The sequence below is a fragment of the Pseudobacter ginsenosidimutans genome (genome assembly GCF_007970185.1).
Classification (GTDB): Bacteria; Bacteroidota; Bacteroidia; order Chitinophagales; family Chitinophagaceae; genus Pseudobacter; species Pseudobacter ginsenosidimutans.
On the sequence record NZ_CP042431.1, the window covers coordinates 1,934,562 to 1,951,633 of the forward strand.

Sequence of the window (17,072 nt, forward strand, 5' to 3'; positions counted from 1 at the left end):
CTCATGCTTTCCCCGCCCGCACCATTTCTCTTTTTCCCGGCGGGCCGGGAATTTTTTCAACTGTAAACCCTGCTGCCAGCATCGCCCTTCTTACATCTCCTTTGGAGCAATATGTGGTGAGAATACCGCCAGGATTTAATAGATCAAATAATTTCCGGAATACATCTTCTGTCCAGAGCTCGGGTTGTGCGGACGGTGCAAAGGCGTCATAGAAAATGAGATCAAACAATCCGGGGCTATTGAACTTTTCAAGGGTCGTATTTCTTTTTAGAAATGAAAACCTGTCTGTAACAGTATGTGTTATATCCCAGGCAGACTCATGTAACCGGAGAAACTGGGGTTGCAGCTCGGGCGCCTGCAGCTGATCGCAATAATTTAACCGGGTATAGACAACGTTTTCCAGCGGAAATGCCTCAATAGTTTCATAGTGGACAGATGAACCTGTACGGATGCTTTCCTGCAGTACCAGCAATGCATTCAGTCCGGTTCCGAAGCCCATTTCCAATATCCTCAGTGGATTATGCGTTATACCTTTCGCAAGTATATAATGCAGTCCTGCCCCAATGAATACATGCATGGATTCCTGAATGGCACCATGTTTGGAATGATAAGTTATTCCGGAGGCCGGAATGGAGATGGTTACAGACCCATCGGCAGTAGGTATGATTTGTCTTTCCATTGAAGCCGTAAAACTAGCAAGCATGCAGCAATGCCAAAAAAATAATATCTTCAATCCCTTAATGAATAATTGTATGGTGAATGGTTTTAAAGCCCTGCTTTTTGTAACAGTTACCGGAATTATGGCGGCGTCCTGCGTAAAAGGCGACAATCCCATTCAGCGGTATGAAGATCCCAGGAATCAGGGTCAGGGTGGCGTACCTGTTCTTGGTCCGGGCTGGTCTAAAGTGACCATCCCTTTGAACAGTTATGATGTTGTTTTCGTGAACGATACCCTCGGTTTCCTCGCATCATTCCGCGATGGTGTTTACAGATCCACCAATGGAGGTGAGACCTGGACCAGGACCAATGCACAGAAATCAGATTACGTTAATCTCTTCTTTCTGAACGAAAAATATGGATGGGCTGTTTCTGTCACAAAAGATATTGCCAAAACTACTGACAGTGGTAAAACCTGGGCTACTACAAACACGTCTTACGAATTCCGGGATGTTTTCTTTCGTGATGAAAACAATGGTTATGCTTCCACATACCAGGGGCTTATAAAAACAACCGATGGCGGCGTCACGTGGGCGCTCGTGCCCAATGCCCCCAAAGATGTGACTTCCGTTTATTTTATTGACGAGCAGAATGGATTTTGTGGAACCGAAGCCAATGGATATCGTCAAACAACCGATGGCGGAAGCAGTTTTACGCCTGTGAATGGCTTACCCAATGAAGTTTTTACCACGCAGTTCTTCAAGGGTACAGACGCCCAAAAAGGTGTTGTAGTTGGTAGTGACGGCTATGTAAATAAGACCACCAATAACGGCGCAACGTGGACGAAAGGGCCAAAAATAAAAGGAGATTATTTCGACTTTAATTTTAAAGACATCGATAATGGTTTTGTGATGACCATTAACAATGTATTCAAAGTGGAAGGAAATACCGTTACAAATGTCTTGTTCAGACCCGCGGCAGATAGAAATGTTCATTTCTGGGAATGTGATTTCAATGCCGATCTCACCCGAGGCTGGGTTGTTTATAACGGAGGAGAACTCTACCGCTACGTGAAACCATAAACCATGTCTTACACTATCCATCTCAGTAAAGACAAACGTTTCAAAAAACTCATGGATGGGCGGGAACCTTTTGTACTCAAAAAAAGAAAAGACATCCCTGTTTATCTCTGTGCCTCCATCATGAGCCAGCAACTGAGTACGAAAGTGGCGGATGTGATCTACAATCGATTTCTCGCTCTCTACGGAGGCAAAACTCCCAACCCGCAACAGATTATCGATACAAAACCGGAAACTCTCAGAAGTATCGGCCTGTCAAACGCAAAAGTGACTTATGTGCAGAACGTAGCCCGCTTTGCCATCGAGCAGGGACTGGACCTCAAAACGCTCAATAAAATGAGCAATGAGGAAGTGGTCGCTTATCTCACCCAGATCAAAGGCGTTGGCAAATGGACAGCCGAAATGCTGCTGATGTTCGCGCTCGGAAGAGAAGATGTATTTTCTCCCGATGATCTTGGATTGCAGAACGCAATGATCAGTATCTATAAACTCGACAGGGAAGACAAAAAAGCATTCCGCGAAAAACTCCTGAGCATCTCCGCAAAATGGAGCCCTTACCGGACTTATGCTTGTCTGCATCTCTGGCACTGGAAAGACAATACTCCACTGAAATAAAAAAACGGTACATTTTTGTACCGTTTTTTTTATGCATCACTCCAGAAAATTTATAATGTCTTCTTCACCACAACAGTGCCGGTGAGTGTATCATGCAAGGGTTCCATAAAGATGGCCAGGATGAATTCGAGTGGGATCAGGCGGCAAAGGCTACGAAGAATAACATTCTTCCAGGTAAGCAGACCACCGTCTTTCCTTACTGCCATCGTTCCTGAAACCAGTTTGCCAACTGTTCTTCCATTCATCATCTTCTCGAAAATAACATAATAACTCAGAAAGAGTCCAACCTGGATGACCCAGATAGCAATGGTCAGTCCTATCGGATATGTAAGATCGAAGTCGGATCCGGTTCTGATGTCGGAGATAAAAGCTGCGAAGATCATCATCTGGATCATGCCGCCTATAACGGAATTGATGATGGTCACAACGATCATATCGATGATGAAATTAACCAGTCGCATTCCTTTGGGAGCAGGCAAATAAGTGATCTCGTCTTCAAGGTCGTGTAGCAGGTCGGTTGTAGTGGAAGTTTCCATTTGATAGCTTTAGATTCAGCAAAAAAGCGAAAAATAATCTGGTTGGCAAATTAATAAAAAGAACAACCCCGTATGGCAGTATTGCTGACCATACGGGGCTGGTATAATTTAAGCGAAGCGGTGATTATCTCACCAGCTTCAGTTCTTTGATGATATTGCTGGCGCCACCGAGTTTATCGATGCACCAGAGCACATAACGAACGTCTACACAGATGGTCCTGTTGAATACAGGATCAAACTGGATCTTGTGGCTGAGAGCTTCATAGTTGCCATCAAATGCAAGACCGATCAGGTTTCCGTTTGCGTCGATCACGGGAGAACCTGAGTTGCCACCAGTGATATCGTTGGTAGTGATGAAGCCAACTACCAGGTCTTTACGAACCGGATCTGCATACTGTCCATAATCTTTGTTCTTCGCCAGTTCCATCAGTTTGGCAGGCAGGTCGAACTCATAATCGCCGGGTTTGTATTTTTCCAGCACACCTTTCATGGTGGTAACATAATCGTACTTCACTGCATCAGCGGGGCTGTAGCTTTTTACATTACCGAAGCTAACGCGCATGGTGAAAGTAGCATCGGGGTACATCTTTTTAGCTTTCACCGTATCCATTGCGAGTACACCTTTCAGGTAGAGACGGCCAAGTTCTGAATTCCTGGAATTGAACTGCATGAAAAGTGGAAGGTATTTTCCCTGCCAGTTCTTCATGAATGCGCTGGCCGTTGCATAAGCGGGATCGGCCTGCAATACGGTAGCGTCGGGATTGGATGTGAATGCATTCCATTTGCTGTCGTTCAGAAGCATGGTATTGTTGAACACATTGGCTGCATACTTTTTATAAGTGGCGTCGTCATCCAGACTGCCGAAGCTGCCTTTGACGCCATCATAGAATCCAATGGGGTGCTGATTCTTATCGATATTAGTATAGAACATTTTTAGCGCGGCGCCCAGAATGTTCTGATCAGATACCCGGTTTTCGCTTTTCAGGAATTCAGCCCTTGCTTCTTTTGCTGCTTCGATTGCTTTGGATATATCTGCAGAGCTTCCTTTTTTCACGATGGCATTCTCTACCTGTTGCAGGCTGGCTGCAAATCCCATGAGAGGTGAGCCCATGATACCTTCGTTGAGATAGATCTGGTGTTTGCTGTAAGGACGCCAGTTGTCGTACACTTTACTCCATTCGCTGAAGATGTTCGCGTATTCGCTTTTTCCATTTGCCCACTGCTGGAATTTTGCTTCAGCAGCTTTCTTTTGCCCATACACATCATATTTCAGCAATTGTTTGGCTTCACCGTCGAAGAATTTCCAATAGTTGGCGATGGATGCGTAGTCGCTGGCGAGAGCAAGGCGTGTGGCCGGGTCCTTCTTCATTTCTTCCAGCATATATTTCAGGCGCATATCGCGCAGGTTCACGATGGAAGGATTTGCGATATCTGTTTTTTGCTTTACACCCATAGAAGACTCGTAACGGTTGGTGCTGCCGGGATAACCATAGATCATCGCGTAGTCTCCGTCCTTCACGCCTTTGAGGGAAACGGGCAGGAAATGTTTGGGTTTCAGGGGAACGTTCCCGGGAGAATATTCCCCAGAAGCGCCGTCTTTACCCATGTATACGCGGAACACAGAGAAGTCGCCGGTATGACGGGGCCATTCCCAGTTGTCTGTATCGCCGCCATACTTACCGATGCTCTCAGGGGGCGCGCCAACAAGCCTGATATCATTGTAGCGCTGGTACACGAACACGAGGAACTGGTTGCCTTTGAACATTGGGCTCACCTTTCCGATAATATTTTTGGAAGCATCCGAGTAACGTTTGTTGATCTCTGCGATCACGGCATTCTGTTTGGCAAGACGCTCTGCTCCACTCAGGTCGCTCAGTGCGGCATTCACTTCAGCAGTAACATCTTCGATCTTTGTGAGGAAGTCTGCATACAGGCCGGCAGAAGGGATTTCCTGTTGTTTTGTTTTTGCCCAGAAGCCTTCTTTGAGGTAATTGGCAGTAACAGTGCTGGCTGTTGCAATGGCATCGTAGCCGCAATGGTGGTTGGTGAAGATCAATCCTTCATTGCTCACGATCTCTCCTGTACAAAATCCACCAAAGATGATGATGGCATCTTTCAGGGAAGCTTTGTTCACAGAATACAATTGTTCTTTCGTCAGTTTCAGGCCGCGTTTCACCATATCATTATAGACCTGCTGACCTAATAACATGGGCAGCCACATTCCTTCATCGGCCATACCGCGAAGTAACGAGCAACACAATACAATCGTTACCAGAAATTTTTTCATATAAGAATCTATTTTAAAGCGCAAACCTACTTAGAATTTTCTTATCCGGCTCTTAAAGACTGATTAATGCCGGGTTTCAGGGTACAGGCGGGAAACCAGGCCTGCAGGGGAATTTGTGTCCGGATTACGTTATTGCGTGCTGGTCAGTTCTTTGATCATTTTATTCAGGTTAGGTTGATTGGTGAGTCGATCGTCCATGCGGTTGAGGGTCATTTTAGAAATGAACCAGTTCATGGAATAAGGCGCTTCCTTCGATTTGTTTCCTTTCTTTCTATCTTCTCTTTTTTCCTCTGTGTCTTTGTACAGGTGGATAGGAATATATTTTGCTCCGGCACAGATCCCGTCATCACTGATATCGGTAAGAAAATTTTCCAGGCGTTTATCGTTCACCGTGGTCTGCATGTCATAAGCGCCCATGATGGTGAGCATGGGGCTGAGCAGATCGTTCCTGAGAGGAGGCACAGTGTTCAGGGCGGCAACGCCGGTAGGACTATTGGTGATGTGCAGGATAGTGAATTCGAGTTTCGCTACACGTTTTCTGAATGTACTGTCTTTGATGGTGGAAGATTGTAGGAGGATGGCGCGGATCATTTCCTGCACTACACCTGCTCCGGAGTTATCGAAATAACCGCCATCCACGAAATAATGGATCAGCATGCTGTCGTTCTGATTTACTCTTTGTTTACCGGGAATCACCTGATCAATCCTGCCTGCAGGACTGATATATGGAAAGCGGGCGCCGAGAATGGAAGCTGTGCTCAAACGCATGTCCAGCGTATCGTTCAGGGCTTCCAGTACATCCACGCGATTGTTGAAGATCTGTTTGCTCATTTTGATATTGGTAACAACACCCGGGTTGCCGTCCTGCATTCTGGTGGTGTTGATGCAAAGTACCGGTAATGGACAGGCGCTATCGCCGATGCTCAGCAATTCAGACATGGGTGTGGCCATGGATGGCTTCAGGGAGTCCGGTATATCATGCGAATCTTCTTCCAGTGTTTGTTCCAGCGCTCCTGCGCGATCAGGCAATGTGCGGTTGTTGATATGGAAGATGTATTTGAGATAATCAGGTCCCAGCATATGTGAGAGCGTGAAAGTGAGAAAGTCTTTTTCCAGGAATGACCTTGCGGAGCGGAGGTAGGATACATTCAGGTTGCTGTCCAGTTTTTTTCTTTCGTGCAATAAAGAAAAGAAAGTGGCAACACCCACGCCTCCTCCTGAAGTACCGGACAAACAAAAAAGATGTTTCGAGAATTGCGAGGGCAATCCTTCGGTAGTGTCTTCGAGCTTACCGAGTACTGATGCGGTCCAGTATCCTGATCGTGAAGCGCCTCCATTGGCGAGTACGAAATAGAGCGGGTATTTTCCTTTGGTGCTGTCGATTGCAGCGCCGCGGCTATTGACCCAGTTGGAGAAATACGTGAGAATGTCCTGCCGCTGGTGATAGATGCCTTTGTTGGCTGGGTTGTCGAATGATTTGGTGCGAACGAAATGCGTTTCCCGGGAGCCTACCAGCAATGCCACGAGGATCAGCAATACATGGAAATTGACACTGAGCTTTACACTGAAAGCCGCTACGATATTACCAATGCCACCCAGCACTGCAAATGCCAGCAATACAAAGGGGAATGGTCCGATCATCTTGGCGGTATGCAGGCTTATGAAAGCTGCGCAATAGATGCCGAGTCCTATGATGCAGATCAGGTTGAACCACTGGAAATATCCGATCTCTTTCCTGGGGATGCGCACCCAGTCCATGATCCGGAACATGAAGCGATGGAACATGGAATCTTTTTCATCTTCTCCATTTTCTTTTTTCCTGCTACGCAGGTTGATATAAAAAAGATAAACTGCATGCAGGAAGAGCAGCGCCCAGAGCAGATAAAGAATATCTGAACTGGGGATGATGATCACCAGCGCGGAAGCAAGCAGGAAAGCGGCAAGCAGGCAGTTGAAGACCAGTCGTTGTTTGGGACTGTTCTTCAGCGCAAATTTTTCAACGATCCTGTCGAGGCCAATTGAAATACCGATCCCCGGAAGAAAGTACCAGAGGGCTTTTCCGGGAGAGATGGCATTACTGCCCAGGGCGGGTGATTGCAGTACGGCCACTTCGATGGCTAACAGTCCGGCATAGCCGATGAGTTTGGGCCAGAGGTTAAGCCAGTTAACAGGCAGTTCGAAGTAGGTAACATTCTCTATCTTTTTTTCGGTCTGTGCGGAAGGGTGTGTTTTGATCAGTTTAAGCAGGTGTTCCTGTTGCTTTCTCAGTTTGAGGGTGGCGATGATACGGCTGGAGAACCAGGTAACATAGATCCAGAAGCCAATGGCAATCAGGAAGAAGGCTTTTGCTTCGTGGTTTTCAGAGAAAGCGATGATCAGGTCTTTCCCTTGTCCCAGTATCCAGAAACACCAGATAGCAAGTATAACGAAGATGATGCCCGGGAAGAAGAGCCAGAAGGATTTCAGCAGATGCGAGAGGAAAACGAGGAATCGTAATCCGATGTATTGCAGTCCGCCGGCGATACGTTTGATACGGTTCAACATGGAACAGGTTTTAATTCACAAAAACGCCCGTACATAATGGTACGGGCGAATCTTTTTACAAGATATAAAAACGAATTGAATCTACTAATTCTGCTGGGGTTCGTTGAGCGTTCTCCAGAGGAGGTCTTTGAGTTCCGACAATCCCTGATTGGTGGCGGCAGAGATGAACACATGCGGAACATTCTGCGGGAGCTCTTTGGATACGGCTTCTTTCAACTCATCGTCCAGCAGGTCGCTTTTACTCACAGCGATCACGAACTGCTTGTGAAGGAGCTCGGGATTGTATTGCTCCAGTTCGTTCAGCAATACCTGGAATTCTTTCATGTGATCATTGCTGTCTGCAGGCAACACGAAAAGCAGGATGGAATTGCGTTCGATATGACGCAGGAAGCGATGGCCCAGTCCTTTGCCTTCTGCCGCTCCTTCGATGATACCGGGAAGGTCGGCCACACAGAAGCTCTGGCTGCCGCGGTATTCCACCATTCCGAGCTGCGGAGTGAGCGTGGTGAATGCGTAGTCAGCGATCTTGGGTTTGGCTGCAGAGATCACAGAGAGCAATGTTGATTTGCCGGCATTGGGAAATCCAACAAGCCCTACATCGGCGAGCACTTTCAGCTCCAGCACTTTCCAGGCTTCTATTCCCGGCTCGCCGGGTTGCGCATGTTCCGGAGCCTGGTTGGTAGGAGTAGCAAAACGGGCATTGCCCAAACCGCCGCGTCCACCTCTGATCCAGACGATCTCCTGTCCGTCTTCGAGGATCTCAGCTTCCAGTTCATCGGTTTCTTCATCGCGGGCTACAGTGCCGAGCGGAACTTCGATAATAATGTCTTTACCGCTACGGCCGGTGCAGTTATTGCCACTGCCGCCTTCGCCGTTCTCGGCGAGTACGTTCTTATAATAACGAAGGTGTAATAAGGTCCAGAGGTTCTTATTCCCACGCAGGATGATATGGCCGCCACGACCACCGTCGCCGCCATCCGGGCCAGCCTGTGGGTTGAATTTGGTACGCATGAAATGCTTGCTGCCTGCGCCTCCATGTCCTGACCGGCAAAAAATCCTGATCTGATCTACAAAGTTTGACTTTTCCATTGAAGCCGCGAAGATACGATTATTGGGGTGGAGTGCGGCTTGTTATGGCCTTTGTTCATTTTTATAAAATGTTCACGAACCATGAATATTTTATAAAAATGAACATAAGATCTGAAATTGTCGTATCTTGTTCAAATAATACAAATGTTCATGGTTCGTGAACATTTTATAAAAATGAACAAAATGCGACCCGAAAGCATCCAGGCATCTAAAACTCTTGACACCGCCATTGCGGAATTGAAAAACATATCCGGCGCCGGTATAAGAAAAATTGCATCATCCAAAAACATGCATGGGAATCCGGATGCAGTCATAGAAATCAAACTGCGCAAGATCCATCAGGAATTTTTAGTTGAAATAAAGAATGAGATTCGTGAGCACATGATTGAACGATTGATAGAAAATATCGGAACAGAAAAAAATAAGTGGTTGATAGTAGCGAAATATATCCCGGGGCCAATAAAAGATTTCCTGAAAAAGCATGGTTATAATTATCTCGAAATGACGGGTAATTGTTTTATCAGCACGGATCATTTATTCATAAGTGTAAATGACAAGGGAGTAAAGAATGTATTAAAAACAGCGGAAGGGAAACTTTGGAAGGCAACAGGGCTAAAGTTCCTCTTCGTGATCCTGGAGGACCCTAATATGCTGACATATACTCAACGTGATATTGCCAGTGCGGCAGGAATTGCATTGGGGAACATCAGTAACCTGCTGGAAGAATTAAGGGATGGCGGTTATATCATTAATGAGGAAGGAGAAGAGAAACTACAACAAAGAGAAAAACTAATTGACCGTTGGGTTGAAGCATTCCATGTTACATTAAGACCAAAATTGCAAAGAGGGATGTTTCGATTCGCAAGACCTGATCAACAAAAAACATGGCGTGAGCAGAAGGTAAAAGATATCTACTGGACAGGTGAACCGGGAGCGGATTTGTACACTGATTTTCTGAATCCGGAAAATTTCGAGCTGTATTCTTCAAGAACTATAGCAGACCTGATGGTGAACATGAAAATGATTGTTGACAAGAATGGCAACATTCTTGTGCTGGATAAATTCTGGAATGACTGGAAAGCGAAAAATGACATTCCGGGGGCCGCCCCTTTATTGCTTGTATATGCTGATTTGAAAAACAGTCTGGATAGCAGGAACTGGGAAGCTGCAGAGAAAATAAAAAAACTGCTGTTGAATGCAAACTAGTATAATAGCCACGCCAGTACTTGATATGCTCAATGCATTTCAGAAAATAGTACAAAAGTTGGAGATCGATTTTTATATAGTTGGCGCAATTGCCAGGGATATCAGGCTGTCTGCTAATCAGGGGATGATGCCAAAGAGACAAACGAAGGATGTTGACATTGCCTTGTTTATTTCCAGTGAATCGCAATTCAATCAGTTAAAAGAAGAGCTACTGGCAACCGGAGAATTTACAGCTCATCCTACAGAAGCAATTAAACTATTTTTCAAACAATCCATAGAAGTGGACTTGCTTCCTTTTGGCGAAATCGAGAACAAAGCACGTGAAGCAAAGCTTGAAAAGCCGAGACTCTTTGTAATGGATGTTCCTGGCTTTTGGGAAATCTTGCCTTATGCTGAAGCATTTGATATCAATGGTGTAGAGGGGCTGAAGGTATGTACCCTGGAGGGGCTTGTGCTTCTTAAACTAATTGCCAATGACGATACTCCTTCGCGAATCAAAGATATCACAGACATTGAACATATTGTTTCCGTCTATTTTGAATTATGCATGGAGGATATTTTTTCTCACCACGCAGATGCGGCGGAGCTCTATCCTACCACGGCCAACAACTATATGGAACTTGCAGCATCAAGAATCATTGGCAGGAAGATCAGGGGTATTCTTGATCAGTCAGAAGATTTGCAGAAACGCATCTTGTCAATTCTTAATAAGAGAACAACAGGTGAATTGTGGCAGGCAATGGCTAATGGAATGCAGGATATAGAGTAGGTTTATTTCTTCAACTCATTCCAGGTCTTGTATAAACTCTCCTGCGAAGGTCTGTTGGCTGGTATTTCTCTCAACGGCTCCACTGCTTCCCAGCTTTCTCTCATTTCTCCCGGGAGGGCCTGATATAATGCGGTGCCAGTAGTTTTCCAACTGATCATTTCGTCACTCACTTCTTTGATCACTTTACCGGGATTGCCCACAATAAGACTACGGGCCGGAAATTTTTCGTTGGCTTTGATCATGGTCAGTGCGCCTACAATGCATTCGTCGCCCAGTTCTACATCGTCCATGATCACACTGTTCATTCCGATCAGGCAATTCTTTCCGATGCTGGCTCCGTGAATAATTGCACCATGACCAATATGCGCATTCTCTTTCAATAATACCGTTACTCCCGGGAACATATGGATGGTACAGTTCTCCTGCACATTGCAGCCATCCTCGATCACGATGCCGCCCCAGTCCCCGCGGATAGCGGCTCCCGGGCCAACATATACATTCTTTCCAATGATCACATTACCAGTAACGGCGGCCTGCGGATGAATAAAAGCTGATTCATGGATCACGGGGATGAAACCTTTGAATGCGTAGATCATGGTAAATGAATTATGGATGAAGAGGCTGCTACATTCCTTCGAACAAAACTTTGCCCGTTCTGAAGCAGGTTCCTTTGAACAAGGCGACCTGTTCTCCCTGTTGATTATGGATCGTGATCAGGTAAAGTCCTGTACTGCGGCCATTGTGTAATTCTTTGGCCTCTGCAATCAGTACATCACCTGCTTTGCTGGGCTTGAAGAAATTGATACTGTTGTCCTGGGCCAGTGAAAGATTGTTCCGGTTATTGCAGGAAAAAGCCAGTGCACTGTCTGCAAACGAAAAAACAATACCGCCATGAGTGATGCCGAATCCATTCAGCATTTCGGCACGAAGGGTCATTTGAAGTTTGCAGTATCCTTCTTTCACATCGATGATCTGAATACCGAGCCATTGGCTGAAGGGATCATTCTCCAATAATTTTTCTGCTATCTGTCTTGCCCTGATATCGTTGTTCATATTCGGATAGGCGCTTTGAAAGAATGAATGTCTTATTTCCCTTTGAAAACAGGAGGACGTTTTTCGATAAATGCGTTTACACCTTCGCGGTAGTCGTCTGTGTCACCGGCTTCCTGCTGGAGTTTGTCTTCCAGTTCCAGTTGCTGGCTGTAATTATTAGCGAAGCTCTGGTTGAGCGCCTGTTTGGTGAGTGCGAGTCCTCTGGTTGGCATTTGAGCCAGTGTGGTGGCCAGCTGCAGAGTGGCTGAGCCGAAGCCTTCGTCGGGGATCACTTTGTAGATCATGCCCATTTGTTCTGCTTCGGTGGCCTGGATCTTATCGCCCAGCATCGACAGTGCAGATGCTTTTTGCCAGCCGATGAGGCGTGGCAGGAAGAAAGTGCCACCGCTGTCTGGGATCAGGCCGATCTTGGAGAAGGCCTGGATAAAGGAAGCGGATTGTGCAGCCACAACGATATCGCAGCAAAGTGCAATATTGGCGCCTGCTCCGGCGGCAACGCCATTCACAGCGGCCACTACTGGTTTGGGGAGCTGGCGGATACGTTCCACTATCGGGTTGAAATGTTCGCTGAGGATCTGTTTCATGCTGAGTGCTGAAGCCCCAACGATCTCGGAGAGGTCCTGACCTGCACTGAATCCTTTACCGGCGCCGGTGATGTACACAGCGCGGATAGCGGGATTGTCTGCGCATTCGTCCAGCGTGTCCTGGAGGGCGAGACTCATTTCACGGTTGAAAGAATTAAGCTTGTCTGGCCTGTGGAGCGTTATAACACCTACTCCTTCATTGATAGTGAAAAGTATTGTGGACATGCGGATGATTTATGATGGATCAATGACACTTGAAATAGTCAAATGGTTCATGGCAGTCGTTACACTGGAAAAGACTTTTGCAGGCCGTAGAACCGAATTCGCTGATGCGGCGGGTATTCCAGGAACTGCAGTGCGGGCATTGAACGGCTTCGTCGTCGGCAAAGAGTTCCATGCTGCAAACGGATTGAGTAGGATTGGGCGGTGCTATGCCATACGCGCGCAGTTTTTCTTTTCCTGCTTCCGACATCCAGTCTGTAGTCCAGGCGGGAGAAAGAACCTGTGAGATATTCACTTGTTTGTATCCGTGAGATAACAATTGCATGCGTATACTCATGCTGATCACGTCCATGGCAGGGCAGCCGGAATAAGTGGGGGTGATCACTACGGTTACCGTACCGTTTTCCACTTTTACATCGCGAACGATGCCCAGGTCCAGGATAGTCAGTACCGGAACTTCGGGATCAGTCACTGCTTCCAGCAGCTCCCATACCTGACGGGTTGATATGTCGGTTACGTTAGACATGTTATATTACCAGGTTGCATTGGGATAGGCGCGCTGGAGGAATTGCATTTCCGCCAGCACAAATCCAAGATGCTCTGAGTGTTTTCCTTCTTTGCCACCTGTTTGCATCCAGCGTGGAGCCGGCACCGTGAGGGTGGCTTCCTGCAGGATCTCAGTAACTTTCTGCATCCAGGCATCTTTGAGGCTTACCGGATCGATGCCGAAACCTGCTTCTACAGCGGCTTTCTCAAATGGAGCCGGTTCAAAGATTTCGCCGGTAAAACTCCAGAGCTCTTCCAGGGCTTTGGTCATCTTGTTGTGACTTTCTTCCGTGCCATCACCTAAACGGATCACCCATTCGCTGCTCCAGCGCAGATGGTAAGTTACTTCTTTCAATGATTTTTCAGCAATAGCTGCGAGTGTTTGATCAGAGCTGAGCTTCATTTGCTGATACAGCAAAAATTGCCAGGAGCTGAAAAAGAACTGGCGGAGGATTGTTTGGCCCCAGTCCCCATTCGGCAGTTCAGTGATCAGGCAATTCCTGAAGTTGTACACATCGCGGAGATACGCGAGTGAATCTTCAGATGCCGGTGTAGCAGATGGATTGTCTGTGTTGATCAGTTGGGCTGCGTATTGATAGAAGCTCCTCGCCTGCCCCAGGAGATCAAGGGAAATATTTGTTAAGGCGATATCCTGTTCCAGTATAGGTCCATGTCCGCACCATTCTGCATTGCGTTGTGCGAGGATCAGGGAATTGTCTGCCAGGTACAGGCTATAGTTGATGAGTGTTTGTTGCAAGATGTGATCGGTTAATAGTGGCTTACATATGTTTCACTTCATCCGGCAGATCGTAGAACGTTGGATGGCGGTATACTTTATCATTGGCCGGTTCGTAGAATGCTTCCGCATCATCGGGATTGGAAGCGTGGATGTACTTGCTTTCCACCACCCAGATGCTGATGCCTTCCATACGGCGGGTGTATACGTCGCGGGCGTTTTCGATGGCCATCTGTGCGTCGGTGGCGTGCAGGCTGCCTACATGTTTATGATCGAGGCCCTGTTTGCTGCGGATGAACACTTCCCATAAAGGCCAGTTGGCAGAGCTTTCGGTTTGAGCAGCATTGCCGCCTCCCTTTTCCTCAGGGATATCGCCGTAATAATATTTTGTGATATTGATATTCATGATTGTTGATGCGTTTGATTGGAGTGATTAGGCTACCTGCTGTTGTTGTTTGCGTGCCGCGCGCTTTGCAGCATGTGCCTCAGCGGCTGCTCTGACCCAGGCGCCATTCTCATGCGCTTTACGACGCGTATCGAGCCTTTGCTTGTTGCAGGGACCATTCCCTTTTACCACATTCCAGAATTCGTTCCAGTCGATCTCTCCAAAATCATAATTCTTTGTTGCTTCATTGTATTTAAGATCAGGATCGGGTAAGGTCATACCGAGGATCTTCACCTGCTCTGCGATCATGTTCACGAACTGCTGACGCAGTTCATCATTGCTCTTGCGTTTGATCTTCCAGATAGTGCTCTGCTCCGAGTGAGTGGATTCACCATCTTTCGGACCGAACATCATCAGAGATGGCCACCACCAGCGGTTGATGGCATCCTGGCAAATGGCTTTCTGTTCGGGTGTTCCCTGGCTGAGCACCAGCAGAATCTCGAAACCCTGACGCTGGTGAAAACTCTCTTCTTTACAGATGCGGATATTGGCGCGAGAATACGGACCGTAACTCGTGCGACATAACATTACCTGGTTCAAAATAGCGGCTCCATCAACGAGCCAGCCGACGGCGCCGATATCGCCCCAGGTCAATGTAGGATAGTTGAAAATAGAAGAATACTTGGCCTTCCCGGAAATAAGGTCGTCCATCGTCTGTTCACGGCTGGTGCCAAGTGTTTCAGTGGCGGCATAGAGATAAAGACCATGACCGGCTTCGTCCTGCACCTTGGCCAGCAAAATTGCTTTGCGCTTCAGGCTTGGGGCGCGCGTGATCCAGTTGCCTTCCGGCAACATGCCGATGATCTCGCTGTGAGCGTGCTGACTGATCTGGCGTACCAGCGTTTTGCGATAAGCATCCGGCATCCAGTCCTTAGGCTCAATCTTGATCTCCTGATCGATCTTCTGCTGGAAGATTTTCTCCAGTTCCTGAACAGACATAATGATACATTTTAGATGAGAACCCAAAGGTAACAAAATTTCTCCACGAATGCTAACAATCGTTAGTGGTATTTCGAGGAAAAATGGCATACGCTGAATTTCACGAATTCTTAATACTTTTAGGGTACCCAAAAATGAGCTACGCGCTATTAATGCCTGCCTGTACAGGCAGTTCCCCACTGTAATGCAAACCGATGGGGCTCCTTCCGGTTCTATTTATCATCTTAAACAAAATGCACACAATGAAATTTTGCATTCTGACAGTCGTAGTATTGGGTATGGCTTCCTGCCAACAGAACAGTCAGCCCCAGGAAAAAAAGACCGGCGGAGATTCCAGCACTATCAACATGGAAGGTGTACGGGCTACTGTGTTCACCACGGCAGACAGCTCAAATTTTCGCTTGTCCGTAACTGATACCATTGCCTTCAAAGCTTTCGGACAGCCGTTGGAATCACAGCCCTGCGTGTTTGTGGATCCGTCTACTTCGTTTCAAACCATGGTGGGCATCGGCGGTGCGCTCACAGACGCTTCTGCTGAAACATTCGCCAAACTGCCGAAAGACAAACAACAACAGTTCCTCACTGCTTACTTCAGCGATAAAGATGGAATCGGTTATACCATGGCCAGAACCAATATCCATAGCTGTGATTTTTCTTCCGCTCCATATACTTATGTGAAAGAAAAAGACAGCAGCCTGTCTTCTTTCAGCATCGCACATGATCTGCAATTCCGGGTACCATTCATTCAGCAGGCCATTGCGGCTGCCGGGGGCAATCTCCCATTGTTCGCAAGCCCCTGGAGCCCTCCCGCCTGGATGAAGGATAATAATGATCTGCTTCACGGAGGCAAATTATTACCTGCCTACTATCAGTCATGGGCAAACTATTATGTGAAATTCATCCAGGCATATGAAAAGGAAAAGATACCCATCTGGGGATTGAGCATTCAGAACGAACCAATGGCAAGGCAGCGCTGGGAAAGCTGTATCTACACTGCAGAAGAGGAAAGAGACTTTCTGAAAAACTATCTCGGGCCCACACTTGAAAAAGCAGGAATGAATGATAAGAAGATCATCGCCTGGGACCATAACCGGGATCTCCTCTATCAACGCGCCAGCACTGTGCTCAATGATCCCGATGCTGCGAAATACTTATGGGGTATCGGTTTCCACTGGTACGAAACCTGGACTGGTGGCGATCCGCAGTTCCTCAACCTGCAACGCGTACACGAACAATATCCTTCCACCAATCTCATTTTCACTGAAGGCTGCAACGGCCCATTCAACAGAAATCAGATCAACCAATGGCAATGGGGCGAGATCTATGGCAGGAACATGATCAATGATTTCAACAACGGTACCTGCGCCTGGACCGACTGGAATATCCTGCTGGATGAAACAGGCGGCCCCAACCATGTACAGAATTTCTGTTTCGCTCCTGTTCATGCGGATACAAAAACTGGAGAACTGATTTTCATGAACGCTTATTACTATATCGGGCATTTTTCCAAATTCGTGAAGCCCGGCGCCAAACGCATTATCAGCTCCAGCAGCAGAAGTGAATTGCTGACCACAGCATTCAAAAATGCTGATGGAAAAATGGTGGTAGTAGTGATGAACGATAGCGGAAAGAGAATTCCCTATCACCTGTGGATAGGGGGCAAAGCGGCAGAGCTGGTGAGTTTGCCGCATTCGATCGTAACGATCCAATGGTAAAGAACTTCGTCTCTAACATTCGTGGCTAATGCCGCGTAGCAATCATAAAA

17 protein-coding genes are annotated in these 17,072 nt (G+C 47.0%); 5 read left to right on the top strand and 12 right to left on the bottom strand.

The features are described from left to right. Window position 1: 1 nt before the first annotated feature. Window positions 2-679 (bottom strand): tRNA (5-methylaminomethyl-2-thiouridine)(34)-methyltransferase MnmD, encoded by a 678-nt coding sequence (gene mnmD, locus FSB84_RS07945; protein ID WP_130542069.1) that lies wholly within the window; start codon window positions 677-679, stop codon window positions 2-4. 22 nt (window positions 680-701) lie between these two features. Between mnmD and FSB84_RS07950 the strand changes: the two genes are divergently transcribed. Both FSB84_RS07950 and FSB84_RS07955 read left to right on the top strand, forming a co-directional pair. Further along, window positions 702-1,739 (top strand): WD40/YVTN/BNR-like repeat-containing protein, encoded by a 1,038-nt coding sequence (locus FSB84_RS07950; protein ID WP_158643814.1) that lies wholly within the window; start codon window positions 702-704, stop codon window positions 1,737-1,739. A gap of 3 nt (window positions 1,740-1,742) precedes the next feature. After that, complete coding sequence (locus FSB84_RS07955) at window positions 1,743-2,351, top strand: DNA-3-methyladenine glycosylase family protein (RefSeq protein ID WP_130542067.1); 609 nt, start codon at window positions 1,743-1,745, stop codon at window positions 2,349-2,351. 50 nt (window positions 2,352-2,401) lie between these two features. Here the strand turns inward: FSB84_RS07955 and FSB84_RS07960 are convergent, their stop codons facing one another. From FSB84_RS07960 to obgE, 4 genes are all read right to left on the bottom strand, one after another. Continuing rightward, window positions 2,402-2,887 (bottom strand): RDD family protein, encoded by a 486-nt coding sequence (locus FSB84_RS07960; RefSeq protein WP_130542066.1) that lies wholly within the window; start codon window positions 2,885-2,887, stop codon window positions 2,402-2,404. Window positions 2,888-3,011: 124 nt separating this feature from the next. Beyond that, a complete protein-coding gene (locus FSB84_RS07965) occupies window positions 3,012-5,174 on the bottom strand; it encodes a S46 family peptidase (protein WP_130542065.1) in 2,163 nt (720 codons plus the stop codon). 129 nt (window positions 5,175-5,303) lie between these two features. Continuing rightward, a complete protein-coding gene (locus FSB84_RS07970; RefSeq protein ID WP_130542064.1) occupies window positions 5,304-7,718 on the bottom strand; it encodes a hypothetical protein in 2,415 nt (804 codons plus the stop codon). A gap of 84 nt (window positions 7,719-7,802) precedes the next feature. After that, window positions 7,803-8,807 (bottom strand): GTPase ObgE, encoded by a 1,005-nt coding sequence (gene obgE / locus FSB84_RS07975; RefSeq protein ID WP_130542063.1) that lies wholly within the window; start codon window positions 8,805-8,807, stop codon window positions 7,803-7,805. A gap of 144 nt (window positions 8,808-8,951) precedes the next feature. Between obgE and FSB84_RS07980 the strand changes: the two genes are divergently transcribed. Continuing rightward, on the top strand, window positions 8,952-10,013 hold the full coding sequence (locus FSB84_RS07980) for a type IV toxin-antitoxin system AbiEi family antitoxin (protein ID WP_130542062.1): 1,062 nt from the start codon (window positions 8,952-8,954) through the stop codon (window positions 10,011-10,013). Further along, window positions 10,003-10,782, top strand: coding sequence for a hypothetical protein (locus FSB84_RS07985; RefSeq protein WP_130542061.1), 780 nt, complete (start codon window positions 10,003-10,005; stop codon window positions 10,780-10,782). The genes FSB84_RS07980 and FSB84_RS07985 overlap by 11 nt, the downstream gene beginning before the upstream one ends. Before the next feature lie 2 nt (window positions 10,783-10,784). On the opposite strand, the gene FSB84_RS07990 is transcribed toward FSB84_RS07985, so the two are convergent. The 7 genes from FSB84_RS07990 to paaA are packed head-to-tail and all read right to left on the bottom strand — an operon-like array spanning window position 10,785 to window position 15,307. Then, entirely contained in the window at window positions 10,785-11,378 is a 594-nt protein-coding gene (locus FSB84_RS07990) for an acyltransferase (protein ID WP_130542060.1), read from the bottom strand. 28 nt (window positions 11,379-11,406) lie between these two features. Continuing rightward, window positions 11,407-11,835, bottom strand: a complete 429-nt coding sequence (paaI, locus tag FSB84_RS07995) for a hydroxyphenylacetyl-CoA thioesterase PaaI (RefSeq protein WP_130542059.1) — start codon at window positions 11,833-11,835, stop codon at window positions 11,407-11,409. Window positions 11,836-11,867: 32 nt separating this feature from the next. Next, on the bottom strand, window positions 11,868-12,644 hold the full coding sequence (locus tag FSB84_RS08000) for an enoyl-CoA hydratase-related protein (protein WP_130542058.1): 777 nt from the start codon (window positions 12,642-12,644) through the stop codon (window positions 11,868-11,870). A gap of 19 nt (window positions 12,645-12,663) precedes the next feature. Further along, a complete protein-coding gene (gene paaD / locus FSB84_RS08005; RefSeq protein WP_130542057.1) occupies window positions 12,664-13,167 on the bottom strand; it encodes a 1,2-phenylacetyl-CoA epoxidase subunit PaaD in 504 nt (167 codons plus the stop codon). A 6-nt stretch (window positions 13,168-13,173) separates the two neighbouring features. Beyond that, complete coding sequence (gene paaC / locus FSB84_RS08010) at window positions 13,174-13,944, bottom strand: 1,2-phenylacetyl-CoA epoxidase subunit PaaC (protein WP_130542056.1); 771 nt, start codon at window positions 13,942-13,944, stop codon at window positions 13,174-13,176. Window positions 13,945-13,966: 22 nt separating this feature from the next. Continuing rightward, complete coding sequence (paaB, locus tag FSB84_RS08015; RefSeq protein ID WP_130542055.1) at window positions 13,967-14,329, bottom strand: 1,2-phenylacetyl-CoA epoxidase subunit PaaB; 363 nt, start codon at window positions 14,327-14,329, stop codon at window positions 13,967-13,969. Between the two features lie 27 nt (window positions 14,330-14,356). Next, complete coding sequence (gene paaA / locus FSB84_RS08020) at window positions 14,357-15,307, bottom strand: 1,2-phenylacetyl-CoA epoxidase subunit PaaA (RefSeq protein ID WP_130542054.1); 951 nt, start codon at window positions 15,305-15,307, stop codon at window positions 14,357-14,359. Window positions 15,308-15,549: 242 nt separating this feature from the next. On the opposite strand from paaA, the gene FSB84_RS08025 reads away from it, so the two are divergent. Continuing rightward, window positions 15,550-17,022, top strand: coding sequence for a glycoside hydrolase family 30 protein (locus FSB84_RS08025; RefSeq protein WP_130542053.1), 1,473 nt, complete (start codon window positions 15,550-15,552; stop codon window positions 17,020-17,022). Window positions 17,023-17,072 lie beyond the last annotated feature (50 nt).